Genomic DNA, 16,074 nt, shown 5'->3' with positions numbered 1-16,074 from the left:
TTTCTCAAAACAATAAGGAGGATTTATGTTGGAAAGATCGGATGTAAAGTCATTCATATCACGGTTCCCGCGTTTCGAGGACGAGACCCTTTCCATGTATTATGCGCCGCGGATGCCCAGGGCCATGATTAAGGAAACAGAAGAACTGATCGCACTCGCACGTAAGTTCAATGACGAGGTTGCCAGGCCTTTATGCCTCGAACTAGATCGCAAGACCCATGAAGACCCGGATTACTTCCCCGTGGAACTGGTAAAAAAGGCCAACGAATGGGGCTTCTATACTTTGTGGATACCAAAGCTCTTCGGCGGGAAGGGCTACAACATGCCATCCATCTCATATTTCCTGGAGGAGATCGGATCGGTTTGCCTTGGTATCGCCAATGTGATCGGCGTGCATTATCTCGGTATGACAGGACTCATGATGTCTTGCAATGCTAAAGTAACAAAGAAAGTTCTAAGTGAAGTTGTTGATGGTGAAAAAACCGGCGAACCATGCCTTATTTCTTTTTCCATTACCGAACCCAACGCCGGTACCGACGTGGAAGAGGTAGAGCTGGAAGCTGTCGGCAGGCTGGGCTGTCATGCCAAGAAAGTCAAGAGCGGCTACATCGTCAACGGCAGCAAGATTTTCATTTCCATGGGACATCTTTCGAAATGGACCGTCCTCTATGCCTATGGAGACCTGAAAAAAGGCGCCGATACCAAGGTTTCCATGGTGGTTAAAACCGGCATGAAAGGATTTTCCTTTGGTCGACACGAGAACAAGATGGGTCAGAGAATCTGTCCGGCCAGCGTGCTCAACTTCGAAGACTGCTTCGTGCCAGATGAGTATGTGCTGACTTATCCTGAATCTCTTAAATCCTTTACAGATCATTCCCCCCGCGACATGAACATGCGTCATATCGACTATGTCTTTTCTATCTCCCGTGCCGCAGTTGGCGCGTTTGGCATCGGGGCTGCGCGAGGGGCCTTCAATGCCGCTCTCAAGTATGCAAATGAAACCGAAATCGACGGCAAGTCGATGGTTACATACGAATGGGTGCAATGTCGGCTGGCCGAAATGTATGCCAATGTCAGACTAGGCAGGCTCGCCTATCAGGAGGCAAATTATGCCAATCAGCATCGTGGTCCGTACAACCTTCTTCAGATGAAACCCATGTACTACTATCTGAAGTATATGCCGCTGTGGTTTTTCAACACAATCATTGCTTCCCTGCTCAACAAATCGATCGGGACATGGCTGATGAGCAAGTGGTACCTGGACTGGCAGAAGCCGGAGGACCAGCACTTGACTACAGGACTGGCTTCGATGGCCAAGTTTTCCTGCACGGATTTAGGGGTGAGGAACTGCCAAATGGCCCTCGAACTCATGGGCAAGGCCGGCCTCAGGCAGGACAACGGCGCAGAGAAGATCCTGCGAGACGCCAAACTTCTCCAGATCTATGAGGGCACCAACCAGCTCAACCGGATCAATCTGTTCAAATCCATCATTGCCCCTGCCTGTCCCAAGGCAACATTCTTTGAAGAATAAAAGGAGGACACCATGCTGACTGCATTAAACAAAGACCTGAAACCATTTGAAGAACTCATAACAAAATTTTCCAAAGACGAACTCAAACCGCATGTGGAGGAGCATGACCGATACCCCTTCGGCAAGCTCGATACTGAACTCATCGAGAATGTATTCCATAATATCTATAATCTTGGATTTCTTGGTATCATGCTGCCCGAGAAGTACGCCGGTATCGGACAGGGGATCAGTACAATGTGTATGATGCTCGGCCATGTCGCCGAGGTGGATGCGTCCTACTCCCTGATTATCTTCACAAGCGCAATGTCCCAGCAGATCATTCTGAATGCCGGTTCAGATGAGATAGCTAAAAAGATATACCCTGTCGTGACGAATGCACGGGAATATCTCGTCGCCTTTCCGTCTTTCACCGATCCCGGTCAGGCAGCCGCTTTACCGCAGGCTTCGTCTTCCGGTACGGGTTATACACTTACCGGGAAGCTCGACTATCTTGTTCTGGGCAATTTTTCGAAATGGGCTATCGTACCGGCCAGAACTGCCGGCGGTAAGAGCTATTCATTCTTCCTTGTAGATCTGAATGATAAGGCAGTTAGAAAAAGCCGGCCTATCTTCAGTCTTGGACTCCATGCTTGCCCAATTATAGACATTACACTAAACGGAGCAAGTGCTCAGATCATCGGCGGGGAAGGTGAAGGTGGAAAGTATTTCGAAGCTGCATCCACAATCATGCACGTGGCTGCCGCGGCCATCAATGCCGGTATCATGAGAGGATCTCTCAAGGAAGCCATCGATTACATGAAGGAGCGGGAACAAGGCGGCAGACCCGTCATCAACTGGTCGGAAGTAAGGATGCTCCTGGCTAACATGGCGATCAAATCAAAAGCTGCTGAACTCTGTGTGACTCAGACCTGCAAGGCTATCGATGAGAATCTTAAAGACTGGGGACAGATAAGCATCGCGTCCACATTGCATGTCCATGATCTGGCGTGCGAGGTTGTCACCGACGGTGTCCAACTGCTGGGTGGCAACGGGTACATGAAGGACTATGGGCAGGAAAAACGCTACCGTGATGCCAGACAGGTTCAGGCGCTCCTTGGCTTGGTCCCGCTTAAGAAATTGGCGCTCATACGTGAAATAATAGCATAAAAGTTAACGAAAAGAATCCGTATCGCCGCCGGATTTTTCCGTCAACTCGAAGTGAGCTTTGCACGCGATGAGAGGAGGGTGTTTAGTATGAGAATTTGTTGAAAGGGGGAAATATTCTTTAATTAAAACGGTTTGTTTCTTTTTGTGTTTGCTCGGTAATTTAGGCTACGCATTACATCATAAATATTTCAGGGAGGAATTTTTTATGAAAGATAGAAAAGTTGTGCGGCTCTTGTGGAAAGTGTTAGTTCTTTTTTCTTTTTGTTCAATTTTTTTATTTCAAGAAGCGTGGGCAATAGATAATGTTAAACAAATCAAAAATGGTAAAACAGTGTATGTTCTAAAAATGGGTACACTGGCCCCCAACGGAGTAGGCTGGGCGGCTTTAATCAAAACTATAATTGCACCCGGAATAACAAAAGCAACGAATGGCGAGGTGAAGCTGGATTGGTATTACGGCGGTACGATGGGTGATGACCAGGATATAATAGCCAAAATGCGGAACGGTCAGTTACATGGAGGAGGATTTTCCGGACAGGGAACGATAATGGCCTGTCCGGAGATGTCCTTGATAGAACTCCCGTTCATGTTTGATAATTATCAGGAAGTGGAATATGTTTACGCTAAGCTAAGACCGCGAATTTCTCAATGGTATGAAAAAAGAGGATACCACCTTTTCTTGCTGGCGGAACAGGATTTCGATCAAATTTATTCCGTAAAACATGAAATAAGGAAACCCGATGATTTCAAGGATGTCAAGATCGTAACGTGGAACGGGCTGTTGGAAGAAAGATCTCTGAAAGCTATTGGCGCAAGTCCTGTACCGGTTCGCGTACCCGAGATAGCTTCATCATACCACACGGGCGTAATCGATGCCAGTGTCAGCCCGGCTATCTGGATAGTAGGCACTCAGATGTATACTATTGCGAAATACGTCAATACCGCTCGCATACGATATTCGCCGGCAATTGGAATCATTTCGTTAATGGCATGGAACCAATTGCCTAAAGAGCATCAAGTTGCTATTGATAATTTTATGGCAACAATTGAGAAGGGGTTTAGGCAGAGAGTTCGTGACGATAATGAAGAATGTCTTAAAGCCATGTATAAATACGGTTTGAAAGAGACCAAGATGACACGGGCGGAGATTGATGTATTTAAGAAAAGACTCCTCCCTGTTTGGGATGAATTTGCCGAGAAGGGATACTATACAAAAGCCGAGTTGGCGGAGCTTAAGGGAATCCTGGCGGAATATAGGAATAAAAATAGAAAATAAACAGGATGCCCAGTTATCTGTCCTGCAGAAGAAAACGCAGGGTGTAATGCAGCTTATTTTCCAAAAAAATTAATTTTTACGGAGGCGGGGATAATGACAAGAAAGACTAGACTGCTTTTCGAGGGTATTTCAATCCTCTGTTTGATTGTTTTCCTGACTATGGGTTTATCAGGGTGTACAGCAACGCGGCATACTGTACAGAAGACCGTCGTTCCCGCGCTGGATACGTCGGTGGACGACCTTGTGGATAAACTTTTAAGGACAAAAAATGGTACTTTTGTAAGAGATGGCCTTCCCGGTGCTTTACTGGTGGTTACCGGTCTGACCGAGTTGGCGCCGACAGATTATAACCTGCTGGCAACAACTTCTTACTTGTATTGCGCTTATGGTTTGTTTGAAGAGGACGAAAATAACGATTACGCCATATCCCTTTATAAAGTCGGAGCGGATTACGGTATGAGGGCACTGAAAGCCAATAATTCCAAATTTCGTAAAGCGATGGAAGAAGGGGTTAAGATTCCTGATGCTGTAAAGTTCCTGACCAAGGATGATTTGAAGGCTATGACCTGGTGTGCTCTTAATATTGCCAAGCGTTGCACACTGCAATTGGATAGAGTGGGAAAGATTACCGATGTTCAGGACGGGATTGCCATGGTCAAACGTTCCATCGAGCTCGATCCGAATTATGCCTGGGGAGGCTGCTGGATGGCTATGGGCATCGTCTATGCAATTTATCCAGGATGGAGCGGTCTGGGTGGCGGCGCAGATGAGTCCATGGAAGCTTTTGCTAACAGCAACAAAGCCGAAAATGGTGAATTTGGATTGGCGGATATGTTTAAGGCAAGGTATCTGGCTCCGCTCATCAAGGATGAAGAAATGTATGATAAGCTGAATAACCGCGTAATCGAGATGGATTCCTGTAAACTTGGTGGCGGGCTTTGCGCGGTAAATGAGTTGGCCAAACAGAAGGCGCGGTACAACATGGAACATAGAGAGAGATGGTTTTGAAAAGCAGTTTTTTTATTGAAATGGGTGGGAAGCTGTAATGGCTTTCCACCCATTTCATGCGACATTGGGTATCAATACCGTCCTTAAAGAAAATGGAACGAAGAATGTCCTGATTGCTGCCGCCCGGTATGGAGTGAAGAGGATTATGAATTGTTCTTCAATCACTGCGTATGGTTTTCATCCTGATAATCCTGCCGTCCTTACCGAGGCAAGTCTGCTGAGAGGGAACGATAACAATAAAGCCTTTCATGAAATATCAGGATGTTTTTATGATACGGAGTCGTTTCTGTTTTTTTGTAATTGCAATTTTGAATCTAGTACTATTCCTGTTAACTCAAGAACGCGTAAAAGCTGCTATTTATTCAGACATTACAGATACATTACATGTTATGGATTCTGGACAAAACATCGAAATTTAATAAGTCATTATTAGAAATAAAACACTCTAAGAATTTAAGAAGGGATAGCTTGTAGTTAGAGGCTATCCCTTCGGAATTTGACTTTTATGCTGATAATTTATATAATTAAACCATCACCATGAAGAAAGTATCCTTTGATACAGAATTTCAACCGGAAGCGAAAAAGACCTCATTTGAGGCCGCAACGTTTGTCTCTGAAAAGATAAAAGCCGATCAACAAAAGCGTAATCAACGCGAAATCCAGGAACTGAAAAATCGTCTTCGTTTCGTCGCTAAAACATTGTCAAAAAATTTCGGTTTGCGTCTGATGCCTGGGCAGGCATGGACGGCGGGACTTTCCGAAAAATTTGAAGAGGAACGCCGCAGGTATCCCGGAAAAAGCCTGGAAGAATTTGACGAGAAACTTCTTGCTCCGGAAATTATGACGTATTCTGAAAAAGATCTTCTAAATCGGAGCGAAGATTACATTTTCGGCATTTTTCGCCGTGAAGTCGGCCGTCTGAAGCATTCCGATTATCGGTCGGTTATCGAGGCACAGGAGGGAGCGAAGATGGAAGGCTATCAGCCAATGGATCTTTTCATGATCTACGACGCGTGGGAAGACGGCCGCTCGAACGCCCTTGAAGGACAGACATCCGCTACCGCAAAGTGGCGCCTTGGTGCATACCTCCAGGAGGATATTGCTGATGCGCTCACGCACGATTTTGAAAAGCGACCGCTTCCTGTCCAGTACAGCGCGTTGTGTTGGGCGAAAGGCGCGGAACCGTTCATTAAGGGATTTGACTTCGAGGCAATGAAGGCAAGGATAAAGGATGCGAAAGTGCTGAAGGCCTATGAAGAAACGCAGGCGGCACTTGACGAATACCTGCACGAAGGCAAGGGACGCAAAGCTTTCCGGGAAATCCTCTGGCGGAAAGGATGGCCGGTTTTCAAGGAACTGATTGACAGGTACGTGGAAGAGGAAGCCAGGCGGCAGCGTACGGAATCTGAAAATATATCGCAACATAGAAGTGGCGGGGGCAAATCTCAGGAAGGACAAACACAGGGCGAAGGGCAACAGGAATCAGTAGAAAAGAAAAACGGAAAAGAAGAAGTATCGTCCCGGAAAGAACAGGAAAACGCGTCGCAGGAAGGAATGTTGTCTGAAGAAGGGCAACTTGAGCGTTCGTCGGACGATTTGTCTCCGGAGAAAACAGAGAAATACCGCACGGCAGCGCGCGAAAAGCTTACCGAAGAAGAACGCGAATTTGTCGGGCACATTCAGCCGAAGTCGGTGGAAGTGGCAGAGAAAAAAGACGGCACTCTTGAAATAAAACCGCGCAAGGTGAACAACGAGGACGTAAAAAAAGCCGAAGCTCAAGAGAAAGAATACGAGGAAAGCGAAGCTGACCGAGCGCAACAGATCAACAAGACCAAAAAAGAAGTAGCGAAGGCCGCTCGCGAAGCCGAAGAACGGCTCCGGGAACGTGCGACCGGCCTGACGGAAGAAGAACGCAGCCAGTATAACAAGTATTATGATCAGATCAAAAAATACGTAAACATACTAGTCGAACGCTTGGACGAGGTTTTCCCGCCGCAGGAAGAAGAAGCATGGGAAGGCGGCCGACAGCGAGGGAAGCGGATTGACGCCAAACGATTGGCGAGGGAAGTTCCCACGGAGCATGGCAAATTCTTTGAAACCAGGGAAATACCCGATATACGTGAAGTGGTGTTTTCGCTTCTTATCGACGTGAGCAACAGCATGCGGGGAAGGAATATCATAGAAGCTTTGAAAGCAGCCATCCTTATGGCGGAGGCTTTTTCGAAAAAAGGCTTGCCATTCGAGATACTTGCATTCCATGATAAACTGATCGAACTTAAAAGATTCGATGAAGAGTACTTCGGGAAGAAAAAATTAAAGATAATGAGCGTATTAAAAGAAGTGGAAACATCCAATGCTCAATGGAACGACGACGGTTATGCAGTGGACGCCGCCGCTCGCCGCCTCCAGCGAAAACTTATGGAAAACAACGCGGCAGGGGTGCTCATCGTGTTTTCCGATGGCAAACCTGTGCCGAGCGCGGCGCACGCAGGCGCCGAATGGGAGCTACACAACATCGTACGAAAATGGTCTAAGCAAATCCCTCTGATTGGCGTGGGGATAGGATACGAGATGGAAGCAACTATCAAGGAATATTATGACAAGAACGGTCTGCCGGTACCGGACGTGGGCAGGTTACAGCAGGCATTCCTCAAGATTTTGAGCAATCAGCTCGCGCGGTTCGAGAAAAAGAGTTTATAATACCATGCTGGAAAAATTTTCATTTGAAGCATTCAGGAAAAAGAACGAAAAGACGCAGGCCGAAAGCGAACGAAGGGATCTTACCGACCTCGCGAAGCGGGCGCAGGAATCATTTGTGGCAAACGATTTCGGAGCCGTGCTGGAAAGTCTGAACCGGCTCAGGGAAAAAACGCTGCCGGAGAGTGAACGTGCGCCGGAAGGCTTGTCCCTGCGTGAAATAAAAGCGCTCTTCAAAAATGATTTCCTCGGCATCCTGGAGATTGAAAAATTCACAGGCCGGAAGTTCAATGAAAATGAGAAGAAACAAATCGCCAATATGTGGATTGAAAAAATAAAGGAACAGAGCCTGACAAGGGAAGATATCGAACGCCTGAAAGACGAGGGTTTTATGGTAGTCCTCCGGACTCCGACAATCATGCACGAAGGCAGGGAACTACTGGCCACGATAGAGAATTTGCGGAAGAAATTTAAAGGTCTTTTCTATGACCTGAGTTGGTATAATAATGAAAAGTTTGCGACGGACCAGAAAAATGCCGTGCGGATGACGTGGGCAATCGTCAAAAAAGAAGTACTCGATGAGTCGCGCAGTAAGAATTGGGACGAACAGGAAAAAATTTTGCAACAATGGGCGAAGGAACACAAGGTCGATCCAAAATTCGTTACCCGGCGAACGCCTGCCGAGGCAGCGTACGACATTCCCGCATATTACCATGTAAGGAACAAACACATTTTGGAAAAGGATTGGGACTGGACCGATGTGCAGTCGTCGGATGGCTACTTCATGTTGGTCGGTAAATTCGGCTCCAATGGCCTGGGTGTTAACTACGTTGTCAGGGGATACTCGTCATTGCACCTTGGCGTGTGTCCGTCCCGGTAGTTTCATCATTGGCTATTGGAATCTTGATACTAACCGGTTTTTTGGTTGTAAAAAATATTTTATAGCAACAGAAATCAATGAAAGAAAAATTCAAAACCATGGGGAAAATAGAATCATTAAGTGCCTTACGTCAGGAAGACATTGATCGCCTGGGTGAAATCGAAAGGACGCGAGAAGAACTTCTACAGTCCCGGAACGTTCCCGAAGAGGTGAAGGAGATTCTTTGCCAGATGGACGTAAAGGTGAAAGTGAGCGAAGTGGAAGCCTTTCTTGAGAGCCGGAGCAGGGAGAGAGAAATGATTGCCGAAGAAAGAAACGGGAAAAAAGTGCGCATCGGACGCGAGTGGACGACAGTGTTCGAGGACAATGAAGAGAAACTTTCATGGGACATCGTAGCGCACCAATTCCGCGAACAAGGGCAGACGATGGTGGATATTTCTTTCATGCGGAGCGACGGCCTTGAGATACAGCCCGGTGGGGAGCCCGTTGAGGGTAAGGTGCGTTTTGGAGATAAAGACCGCTTCATGCCCATCGAGAAATTCAAAGCTCTGAAGAATACAAAAGAAAATTATCTTGAAGCCATTAAAAACATTTCAAGCGACGATAAAAAGAAAAAAGAGAAAGCGCGGGTTTATCTCAAAGAACTGCATGAAAAACACCCGAATTCAGAGTGGGTCTTGCGGGTGCTGCGGCATTTGAACGGAGTGGCCACTAAGAAAGTCACGGGAATTTTGGGGCGCGATCCGTATTTTGTAGAAACTCTTCATGTTGTCAAGACAATGGAGAAATTTATCCGCCTTATGAACCGCCAGCGAGAGCGCGGTCAGGGCGTCGTGATTATCCAGGGCGATGCGGGCACCGGTAAAAACAAAATCGTCGACCATCTGGCGTATCTTACACGTCGGCCGGTCTTCCGCTTCACCTGCTCGGCAGGTAAGGACGAACAGGATTTGAAATATTTGCTGGAATATGATTCGAAGCGTGGCACATACCGGATCAATTCCACCGTCGTGGAGGCGCTTGAGACGCCTGGCGCGATTTTGGAATTCGACGAAATCAACACCCTGAAGCCGGAAGTGGCGAAAATACTGAACTCGCTATTCGATCACGACCGCGCGCTTTTCCTTGGCGAGGACAAAGAAGTGGTTAAGGCGGCGAATGAAGTTGTCTTGGTCGGACTTCAAAATCCGCAACACTACATGGGCGTGAAGCCGCTCGCGGAAACGATCAAATCGCGGGCGCGCATCATGGAAATTACCTATCCACCATTCGAAAAAGAGGACAAGACATCCCATGAGCCGAAACAGTACCGTTCTGACGAAGCGATGATTCTCCGCCAGTATGTCGCGAATCTCAAGGAGCTCGACCTGAAGGACTTCCAATTGCTTTGGGATAACGTTGTAAATGACAAGAGCGATCCACTGGCGGCAGATTTTCTCACAGCAGATCGCAAGGAGCGTATTGAAGATTTGAAGGAGATCGTTGACATGGCCAACAAGATACGCGAAGCATACCGTGCCTACTACGAGGGAAAATCAGACGATCCGATCAAATTCGTCTTCAGCTTACGCGAATCAATCGAGGCGGCGTCCGAACTTGACGATATTGAACTTACGGATAAAGAGAAAGAGCAGGGCATAACGCGGGCGAAAAAAGCCGTGCAGGAGGTCATCCTTCCGAAGATTCCCATCGGCGAAGAGCGCACTTACCTTTCAACGCTCATCACCGAATTATAAATTGAACAAAAAGACCAATTTTAGGGCTGAAGATTGGCAAGAAGGTTGGAAAATAAAGATTTATCAATGCTTCACTACTGCTGAAAATTTTGTAACTTATTGATTTGCTTGGTAGTCCCACGGGGAGTTGAACCCCGGTTTCCGGCGTGAGAGTTTACCGGAAATGCCTAAATCCACCATTTTATTAAGATTTAAATTTGTTTAAACCGATTAAAACCGATTAAGTCCCGACTAAATTCACGACCCAATAATACTTGATTATTTAAATAATAATTCATATTATTCATTAGTATCAAATTTTAAGCAAAAGTAATTCTTATTTATATAAGTAAGAATATTATTTTTTCTATTGACAAGTAGATAAATAATTTGTTACAGGCTGCAATCGCTTGACTTTTAGTCAAGTATAATCATCAATTCTTGAAAAATAAAAAAAATTGTTGATTTTTGAAAAAAGTGTATAATTACAAAATAGAACCATTTAAATAGTTAATTTGTAGCTAAAAGTTCTTTGTTGATAATTAAAAAAATTTTAAAGAAAGGAGGGCAATTATGGAAATTACATATATTAATATCCCTCTTGATGAAAAAGGCAAAAAAATAAGTTTTTCAAAAAATCGTGGGGTACGTTTAGACCTTACGAAAGCACAAATTGAGAATGGCTGGAAACAGTTCGCAGCGAGCAATCTTAAAGCGCTGAAGACTGCAGCAAAAAATATTTGTGCTGTAAAATAAGTTTTCAATAAAAATTCATTGATTGAATCAATTCTGATAAATCAATCGACAAGGGTATATTATGCCTCTCTCTGATTTCTCCTATGGTAAGCCTCCTTCTGTTGAATTCATCAAAAACTTTTTTGATAAACATTTACCCCAATTTTCAGATGATTTGGGATTGGGAAAAAACGTTAAATTCGAGATTGATTTGAGTATAGGTCAACAAGTATTTTTGAAATATTTAGAAGATATGGATATATATGATAGATATTCGGAAATTAAATGTCCTAATGTTTATAAAAAAATGGGGCATTTAGCATTTTGGATAAGAAAGTTAAAACCAATTAAATCTCTTGAAAATGTTACAGATAGTAAAGAGTTTATACCAATAATCAACGAAATCTTCGCAATTTCATTGGCTTTCCTCTATTGCAATTATGATACAAATAATCCTAAATTAAAAACAAATCCTGAAATAACGTCAGATCAATGGCAGGATTTATTACTATACTTACGTTATAAATCTGTTTCTCCCCATTCTTTAATGATGCTCCTTTTGTTTACTTATGGAATAAAGTTTGTGAAAGCTGATAAATAAAATTAATCATCTGTAAATTTCTTTCTATTTGAAAAATAACTCAAGAAAACTTACCGAAAAACTTATTTATAATTAAGAGATAAAATAAACTATCGTTGCAGCTAAAGAGAATACCGGAAACGCCTAAATCAACAATTATATTAAGTTTTAATTTTGTGTAAACCGATTAAGTCCCGATGTCATTATTTCAGAATGGCACCGACTCAGACACTGATACTGGCATCCATGGATAATCATCTGTGGACGTGACATAGTTTACATCAACAGTCCCTATTCTACCCCAGTACTCTGGCGGGTCACTTTCTTTCACATCACAAAACATTTCATCATAGGTAAATGACCAATATCCAACTTCTTCATCTTCTGTTTTATTATAGCGTGCTAATACATTTACAGCCCTAATAATCTCGCCGCGTGCGAGATTATCCTCCTTGAGTAATTCTGACTCCTCAGAGATAAATCTTAATAAACTCTCCATGTGTTCTTTCAACGCTTTGTAATTTTGCGACAGTATATTTTTATTAAATAGAAAAATGACCGATTTATTTAGTGTTAATCCATCTTCTATCAAACTTGGATATGTAACTGACTCGGAAAGATAAGCCAAAAGTCCTTTAAGTTCTGGAAGAAGGTGCAATATTGCAGGTGTATTGATCTGCAAGACACGGTGACGCCTGATTCGTCGATTTCCTTGTTGTTTAATTACCGCGCACTTATAATCTAACGTCAATCGAATCCAATTTTCATCATCGCTCTGTCTAAAAGACAATCTACAACTTTCTGTTCCGAGTGTCTTCAGTTGTGTATACCACTCATCTTGTGTGTTAGTGGGAACTACGTTTGCACAACGCATAATATCAGTTAGACAAGGTTCTATCTTCCCGAGAACATGTCGAGCGTTCTGCTTGATTAATTCAACATCATCCTTTTTAATCGGTCTGAAATGGGCAAGAGCATTACGAACGACACCAATCTCATCTAATTTGTTTTTCATAACTTCTTTAGTGCCAAGAAAGTATGCAGCAAAATACTTCCAATAAGCCTCTGATGTCATGAGGCGTACGAGTTCGCCGCTTGTCATATACATTAAGGGACATGGTATCACATATCCCAAATATCCAAAGTTACGTGCTTGACTCATCCTTTGTTTTGCGACTTTTCCTAAAGTAGTGTTTTCTTCGTCGTCACTTATGGCAGAGAGATTAAGCCAGTCGTCTTTAAACTGCGTCTTTAGTACAATGTAGACAAAAACGCGAAGTGCATTCTCTATGCGAAAGAGAGTATTCAAAGCTTCGTAATAGTATAAAAATAACCAATTATCTGGAATTGAGATGCTCCCATCGTCACCGTTTTTAGCTTCTTTCCATTCCATAATAATCTCCTTTTAATGTCTATTACAATAGTTGAGGAAAATCATACATATAAATAAATATTTGTCAATAAAGGTTAAAAACAAATATCACGGCACCGGCGAGAATGGGCTCCCGCCAAGCTCGTCGGAGCCGGTGCCGAGCTGACTTCTTAATTACAAAAAAAATTTTAAAAAAGCTTGACATAATAAAAATACTTACTATAATGATTACAAAATGTAATCATTATGATTATTCTGAAAGGAGATAATGCCGTGAAGAAAAAAATATTAAATAAGAAAGCCGGAGATAGGGAGAACAAAAAAGGGCCAATGTTTGAAGAAAACATTACTAATTTCATTAATAGAAAAGAAGAGACCTTAGATTTAATAGATGCTTATGAAGATTTGAGTGTTCCCGTGATGATGAGGATAGATAAATTTAAAGTAGCAATACTGGATCATTTAGCAGAAAGATGGAGGACTACAAGATCAGGTCTTGCATGTGAGATATTAGAAGAAATGATTTCGGCAATATTTCAGAAATTATATAAGGAAAAGACTGATGAAGAATTGCGTCAATTGTATCATGAAATAGTGGATGATTTTGATAAAAAGAAAAAAGTAAGTAAAAAGAAAAAAGGATAAAAAAAGAAAAGCCAAGCAAGCGACTTTAGCGGGTGCGAATGCTTGACTTTTCAGTAACCAGAGAGTCTTTCGACAAACTCAGGATGTCTGAAGTTTATCAGTGCATCTTGAACCTGTCAAGGCTCTCATCCAGCTATGAGGATTTGAGAATGAACGGTTCGAAAAAGCGTCTTACTTACGAATTAAAAAACATACAAAATCGGATTAAATCTAGAGAGCCTGCGCGCAGCGGCGCGGGTAGAGCGCCCGCGAGCGAGCAGGCGCGCATGTGCGAAAGTACGAGTGCTAGTAAATATGTATCACCTGGAGTCAATACGTTGACCCAGATAATGAATGGTCTGAAAGAAGATAGACGGTTGCATGTGAGGTTATTTAAACGTCATAAGATAAAATTTAGAAGAAATTGCCTGTGGGATAAGAAACAGAGAAACGGGAAGGTTATATGTTTAGACCCAATAACTTACCAAAAGAATGGGTGAGTTTTGTTAGCCAGTGGCCGTGGAGTTGGTTTTGTCATTTCACATATAGGGATAATCCCTTTACTGATGAAATGATTCACCCGGAAGCGGCTATAAAAATTCACGATAAACTTATCCATATTCTGAACAGGGAAATATTCGGCGTCAGATATTGGAAAAGACCTAATGACGGGGTCATCTGGATTAGAGCTAGAGAAGAACAATATCGTGGCGCGATACATTTCCACGATCTGATAGGTAGAGTGCCGGAATGGGTAAATAGACTAGGATATATGGATTTGCATAATAAGATGGGTGGATATGCAAGGATTCATCCGTATAAAGGAAAAGGATGCGGCGCTGAAGAATATCTTTGTAAATCAGCATACGCATTTAAAAAGGGCGATATAGATGTGGGCGGGCCGTTGAAGTATTTTCAAGATGGATGTCCTTTACTTCAGAATTCTCTGTTTGCATAGGCAACAGAGGAAAGGTCTCAATGATAGCAAACGGGACATAATACCGTTGCTTGAATCATAATAGTGTCTAGAATGCCATACTTATAAGTAGTTATAATAATTAATATTATGGATGAATTAAATAATAAGCTAGGCAAGAAGTTGACAGCTCAGGAAGTTGCTGAATATTTCGGAGTTGACGCTGAGACTGTAAGGCGATATTATCATCTCATTGGTGGTATTAGGCTAGGACGCCGTTTCTTGTTCTTTGAAAATTTAATCATTCACGCAATAGAGGAGACAAGTCATGCCTTACAAGCGAAAGAAGAAGAACAAGACAGAGTGGATAGCCGATGTGATGAGACAGGGCAAGAGGTATTACAGGATATTCGATACCAAGGCAAAAGCCCTTGCATGGGAATCGGAAATAAGAAACACACCAGAAAAAGAATTGATGATCCCTTCGGAATCCTTGACGCTCATTGAATGGGCAATAAAATATCTTGAATATGCGGAAATCAAATTTTCGGCAAAAACCTTTGATGAAAAGAAATCAGTATTCAAAAGATTTTTCAAACAAGTTGATCCATCTCTGCCGGTTGCAAGTATTAAGCCTGTCATAGTGCTCAATTATCTGCGGATGCAAGCGACAAAGCGATCAGGTTATGCGGCGAATAAGGAAAGAAAAAATCTGCTCGCTGGGTGGAATTGGGGCATTAAATATTTGAGTCTGCCTTCACCTAATCCTTGTTTAACGGAGCGTTTTCCGGAAGAGAGACATAATCGTTACGTGCCTCCGGAAAGTGATTTCTGGAGCGTCTATGAAAGCCTAGAGGGGCAAGATAAAGTAATGCTCCTTGCCTATCTTCATTTGGCTGCCAGAAGATCGGAGCTATACCGATTGAAATGGGATGATGTTGATTTTGCCGGTCAGCAGGTGAGAATCGGAACAAGAAAAAGACTTGGTGGTAGCCTTGAATATGATTGGCTGCCAATGACAGATGAACTTTTTAATGCAATGATTCTACACCGGCAAGCAACAAAAACCGAATGGGTGTTTCCTAATCCTGAAAAAGGTGTTCCATTTATAGCTCGTCAACGTCATATGAGGCGAATTTGTAATAAGGCAGGTGTTAAGCCTTTCGGATTGCACGCCGTAAGACATTTGACGGCTAGTATCTTAGCTCAAGCGGGTGTTCCGATGGTGACGATTCAAAGTATTTTGAGACACAGGAAATTAGCGACAACGGAAAGATATATTCATGGACTTGCACCGATCAGACCGGCTCTTGAAATTCTATCGAATAGAAATTCACGACCAAAAGTCACGACCATGTATCAAAACCAACAACAACAAAAATTAATAGCACTATAAGCAGTTGAAATTGTTAGACAAGTTTATGGTAGTCCCACGGGGAGTTGAACCCCGGTTTCCGGCGTGAGAGGCCGAATTCTAACCTTTATCCCTGTTTTACTTTTTCATACCTTTAATAATCTAATCCTAGATAATTCAATGCTATCAAGGCATATATCATTTCCCTTGACTTACTATTATTAATTGCTATATTTATTT

The 16,074-nt window shown here is 43.2% G+C and carries 14 protein-coding genes; 13 read left to right on the top strand and 1 reads right to left on the bottom strand.

Going from position 1 to position 16,074, the window contains the following annotated elements:
- Positions 1–25 precede the first annotated feature (25 nt).
- The 9 genes from CVU62_02420 to CVU62_02380 all read left to right on the top strand — a co-directional run bounded on the left by CVU62_02420 (position 26) and on the right by CVU62_02380 (position 11,589).
- A complete protein-coding gene (locus CVU62_02420) occupies positions 26–1,531 on the top strand; it encodes an acyl-CoA dehydrogenase (protein PKN39072.1) in 1,506 nt (501 codons plus the stop codon).
- Between the two features lie 12 nt (positions 1,532–1,543).
- On the top strand, positions 1,544–2,677 hold the full coding sequence (locus CVU62_02415; protein ID PKN39071.1) for an acyl-CoA dehydrogenase: 1,134 nt from the start codon (positions 1,544–1,546) through the stop codon (positions 2,675–2,677).
- Positions 2,678–2,882: 205 nt separating this feature from the next.
- Positions 2,883–3,953 (top strand): C4-dicarboxylate ABC transporter substrate-binding protein, encoded by a 1,071-nt coding sequence (locus CVU62_02410; GenBank protein ID PKN39070.1) that lies wholly within the window; start codon positions 2,883–2,885, stop codon positions 3,951–3,953.
- Between the two features lie 93 nt (positions 3,954–4,046).
- Entirely contained in the window at positions 4,047–4,961 is a 915-nt protein-coding gene (locus CVU62_02405; protein ID PKN39069.1) for a hypothetical protein, read from the top strand.
- A 537-nt stretch (positions 4,962–5,498) separates the two neighbouring features.
- Positions 5,499–7,661, top strand: a complete 2,163-nt coding sequence (locus tag CVU62_02400; protein ID PKN39068.1) for a hypothetical protein — start codon at positions 5,499–5,501, stop codon at positions 7,659–7,661.
- Positions 7,662–7,665: 4 nt separating this feature from the next.
- Positions 7,666–8,538 (top strand): hypothetical protein, encoded by an 873-nt coding sequence (locus CVU62_02395; GenBank protein ID PKN39067.1) that lies wholly within the window; start codon positions 7,666–7,668, stop codon positions 8,536–8,538.
- 77 nt (positions 8,539–8,615) lie between these two features.
- Entirely contained in the window at positions 8,616–10,274 is a 1,659-nt protein-coding gene (locus tag CVU62_02390; protein PKN39066.1) for a hypothetical protein, read from the top strand.
- A gap of 552 nt (positions 10,275–10,826) precedes the next feature.
- Entirely contained in the window at positions 10,827–11,009 is a 183-nt protein-coding gene (locus CVU62_02385) for a hypothetical protein (GenBank protein ID PKN39065.1), read from the top strand.
- A gap of 61 nt (positions 11,010–11,070) precedes the next feature.
- Positions 11,071–11,589, top strand: coding sequence for a hypothetical protein (locus CVU62_02380; GenBank protein PKN39064.1), 519 nt, complete (start codon positions 11,071–11,073; stop codon positions 11,587–11,589).
- Positions 11,590–11,776: 187 nt separating this feature from the next.
- Here CVU62_02380 and CVU62_02375 read toward each other — a convergent pair whose 3' ends face one another.
- Complete coding sequence (locus tag CVU62_02375; GenBank protein ID PKN39063.1) at positions 11,777–12,961, bottom strand: hypothetical protein; 1,185 nt, start codon at positions 12,959–12,961, stop codon at positions 11,777–11,779.
- A gap of 252 nt (positions 12,962–13,213) precedes the next feature.
- Here CVU62_02375 and CVU62_02370 point away from each other — a divergent pair, with 252 nt between their 5' ends.
- The 4 genes from CVU62_02370 (at position 13,214) to CVU62_02355 (ending at position 15,876) form a co-directional block, all read left to right on the top strand.
- The gene (locus CVU62_02370; GenBank protein PKN39062.1) at positions 13,214–13,585 is read left to right on the top strand and encodes a hypothetical protein; all 372 of its coding nucleotides are present in this window, start codon (positions 13,214–13,216) and stop codon (positions 13,583–13,585) included.
- Between the two features lie 149 nt (positions 13,586–13,734).
- Positions 13,735–14,064, top strand: coding sequence for a hypothetical protein (locus tag CVU62_02365; GenBank protein ID PKN39061.1), 330 nt, complete (start codon positions 13,735–13,737; stop codon positions 14,062–14,064).
- Positions 14,028–14,522 carry a hypothetical protein gene (locus CVU62_02360; GenBank protein PKN39060.1) on the top strand — a complete coding sequence of 165 codons (495 nt, stop codon included), beginning with the start codon at positions 14,028–14,030 and terminating at the stop codon, positions 14,520–14,522. The genes CVU62_02365 and CVU62_02360 overlap by 37 nt, the downstream gene beginning before the upstream one ends.
- A 286-nt stretch (positions 14,523–14,808) precedes the next feature.
- A complete protein-coding gene (locus tag CVU62_02355) occupies positions 14,809–15,876 on the top strand; it encodes an integrase (protein PKN39059.1) in 1,068 nt (355 codons plus the stop codon).
- Positions 15,877–16,074 lie beyond the last annotated feature (198 nt).

This window comes from Deltaproteobacteria bacterium HGW-Deltaproteobacteria-2 (assembly GCA_002840505.1).
Taxonomy (GTDB): domain Bacteria; phylum Desulfobacterota; class Syntrophia; order Syntrophales; family Smithellaceae; genus Smithella.
The sequence above is the reverse complement of the archived record's forward strand: the minus strand, read 5'-3'. Positions and strand labels throughout refer to the sequence as shown.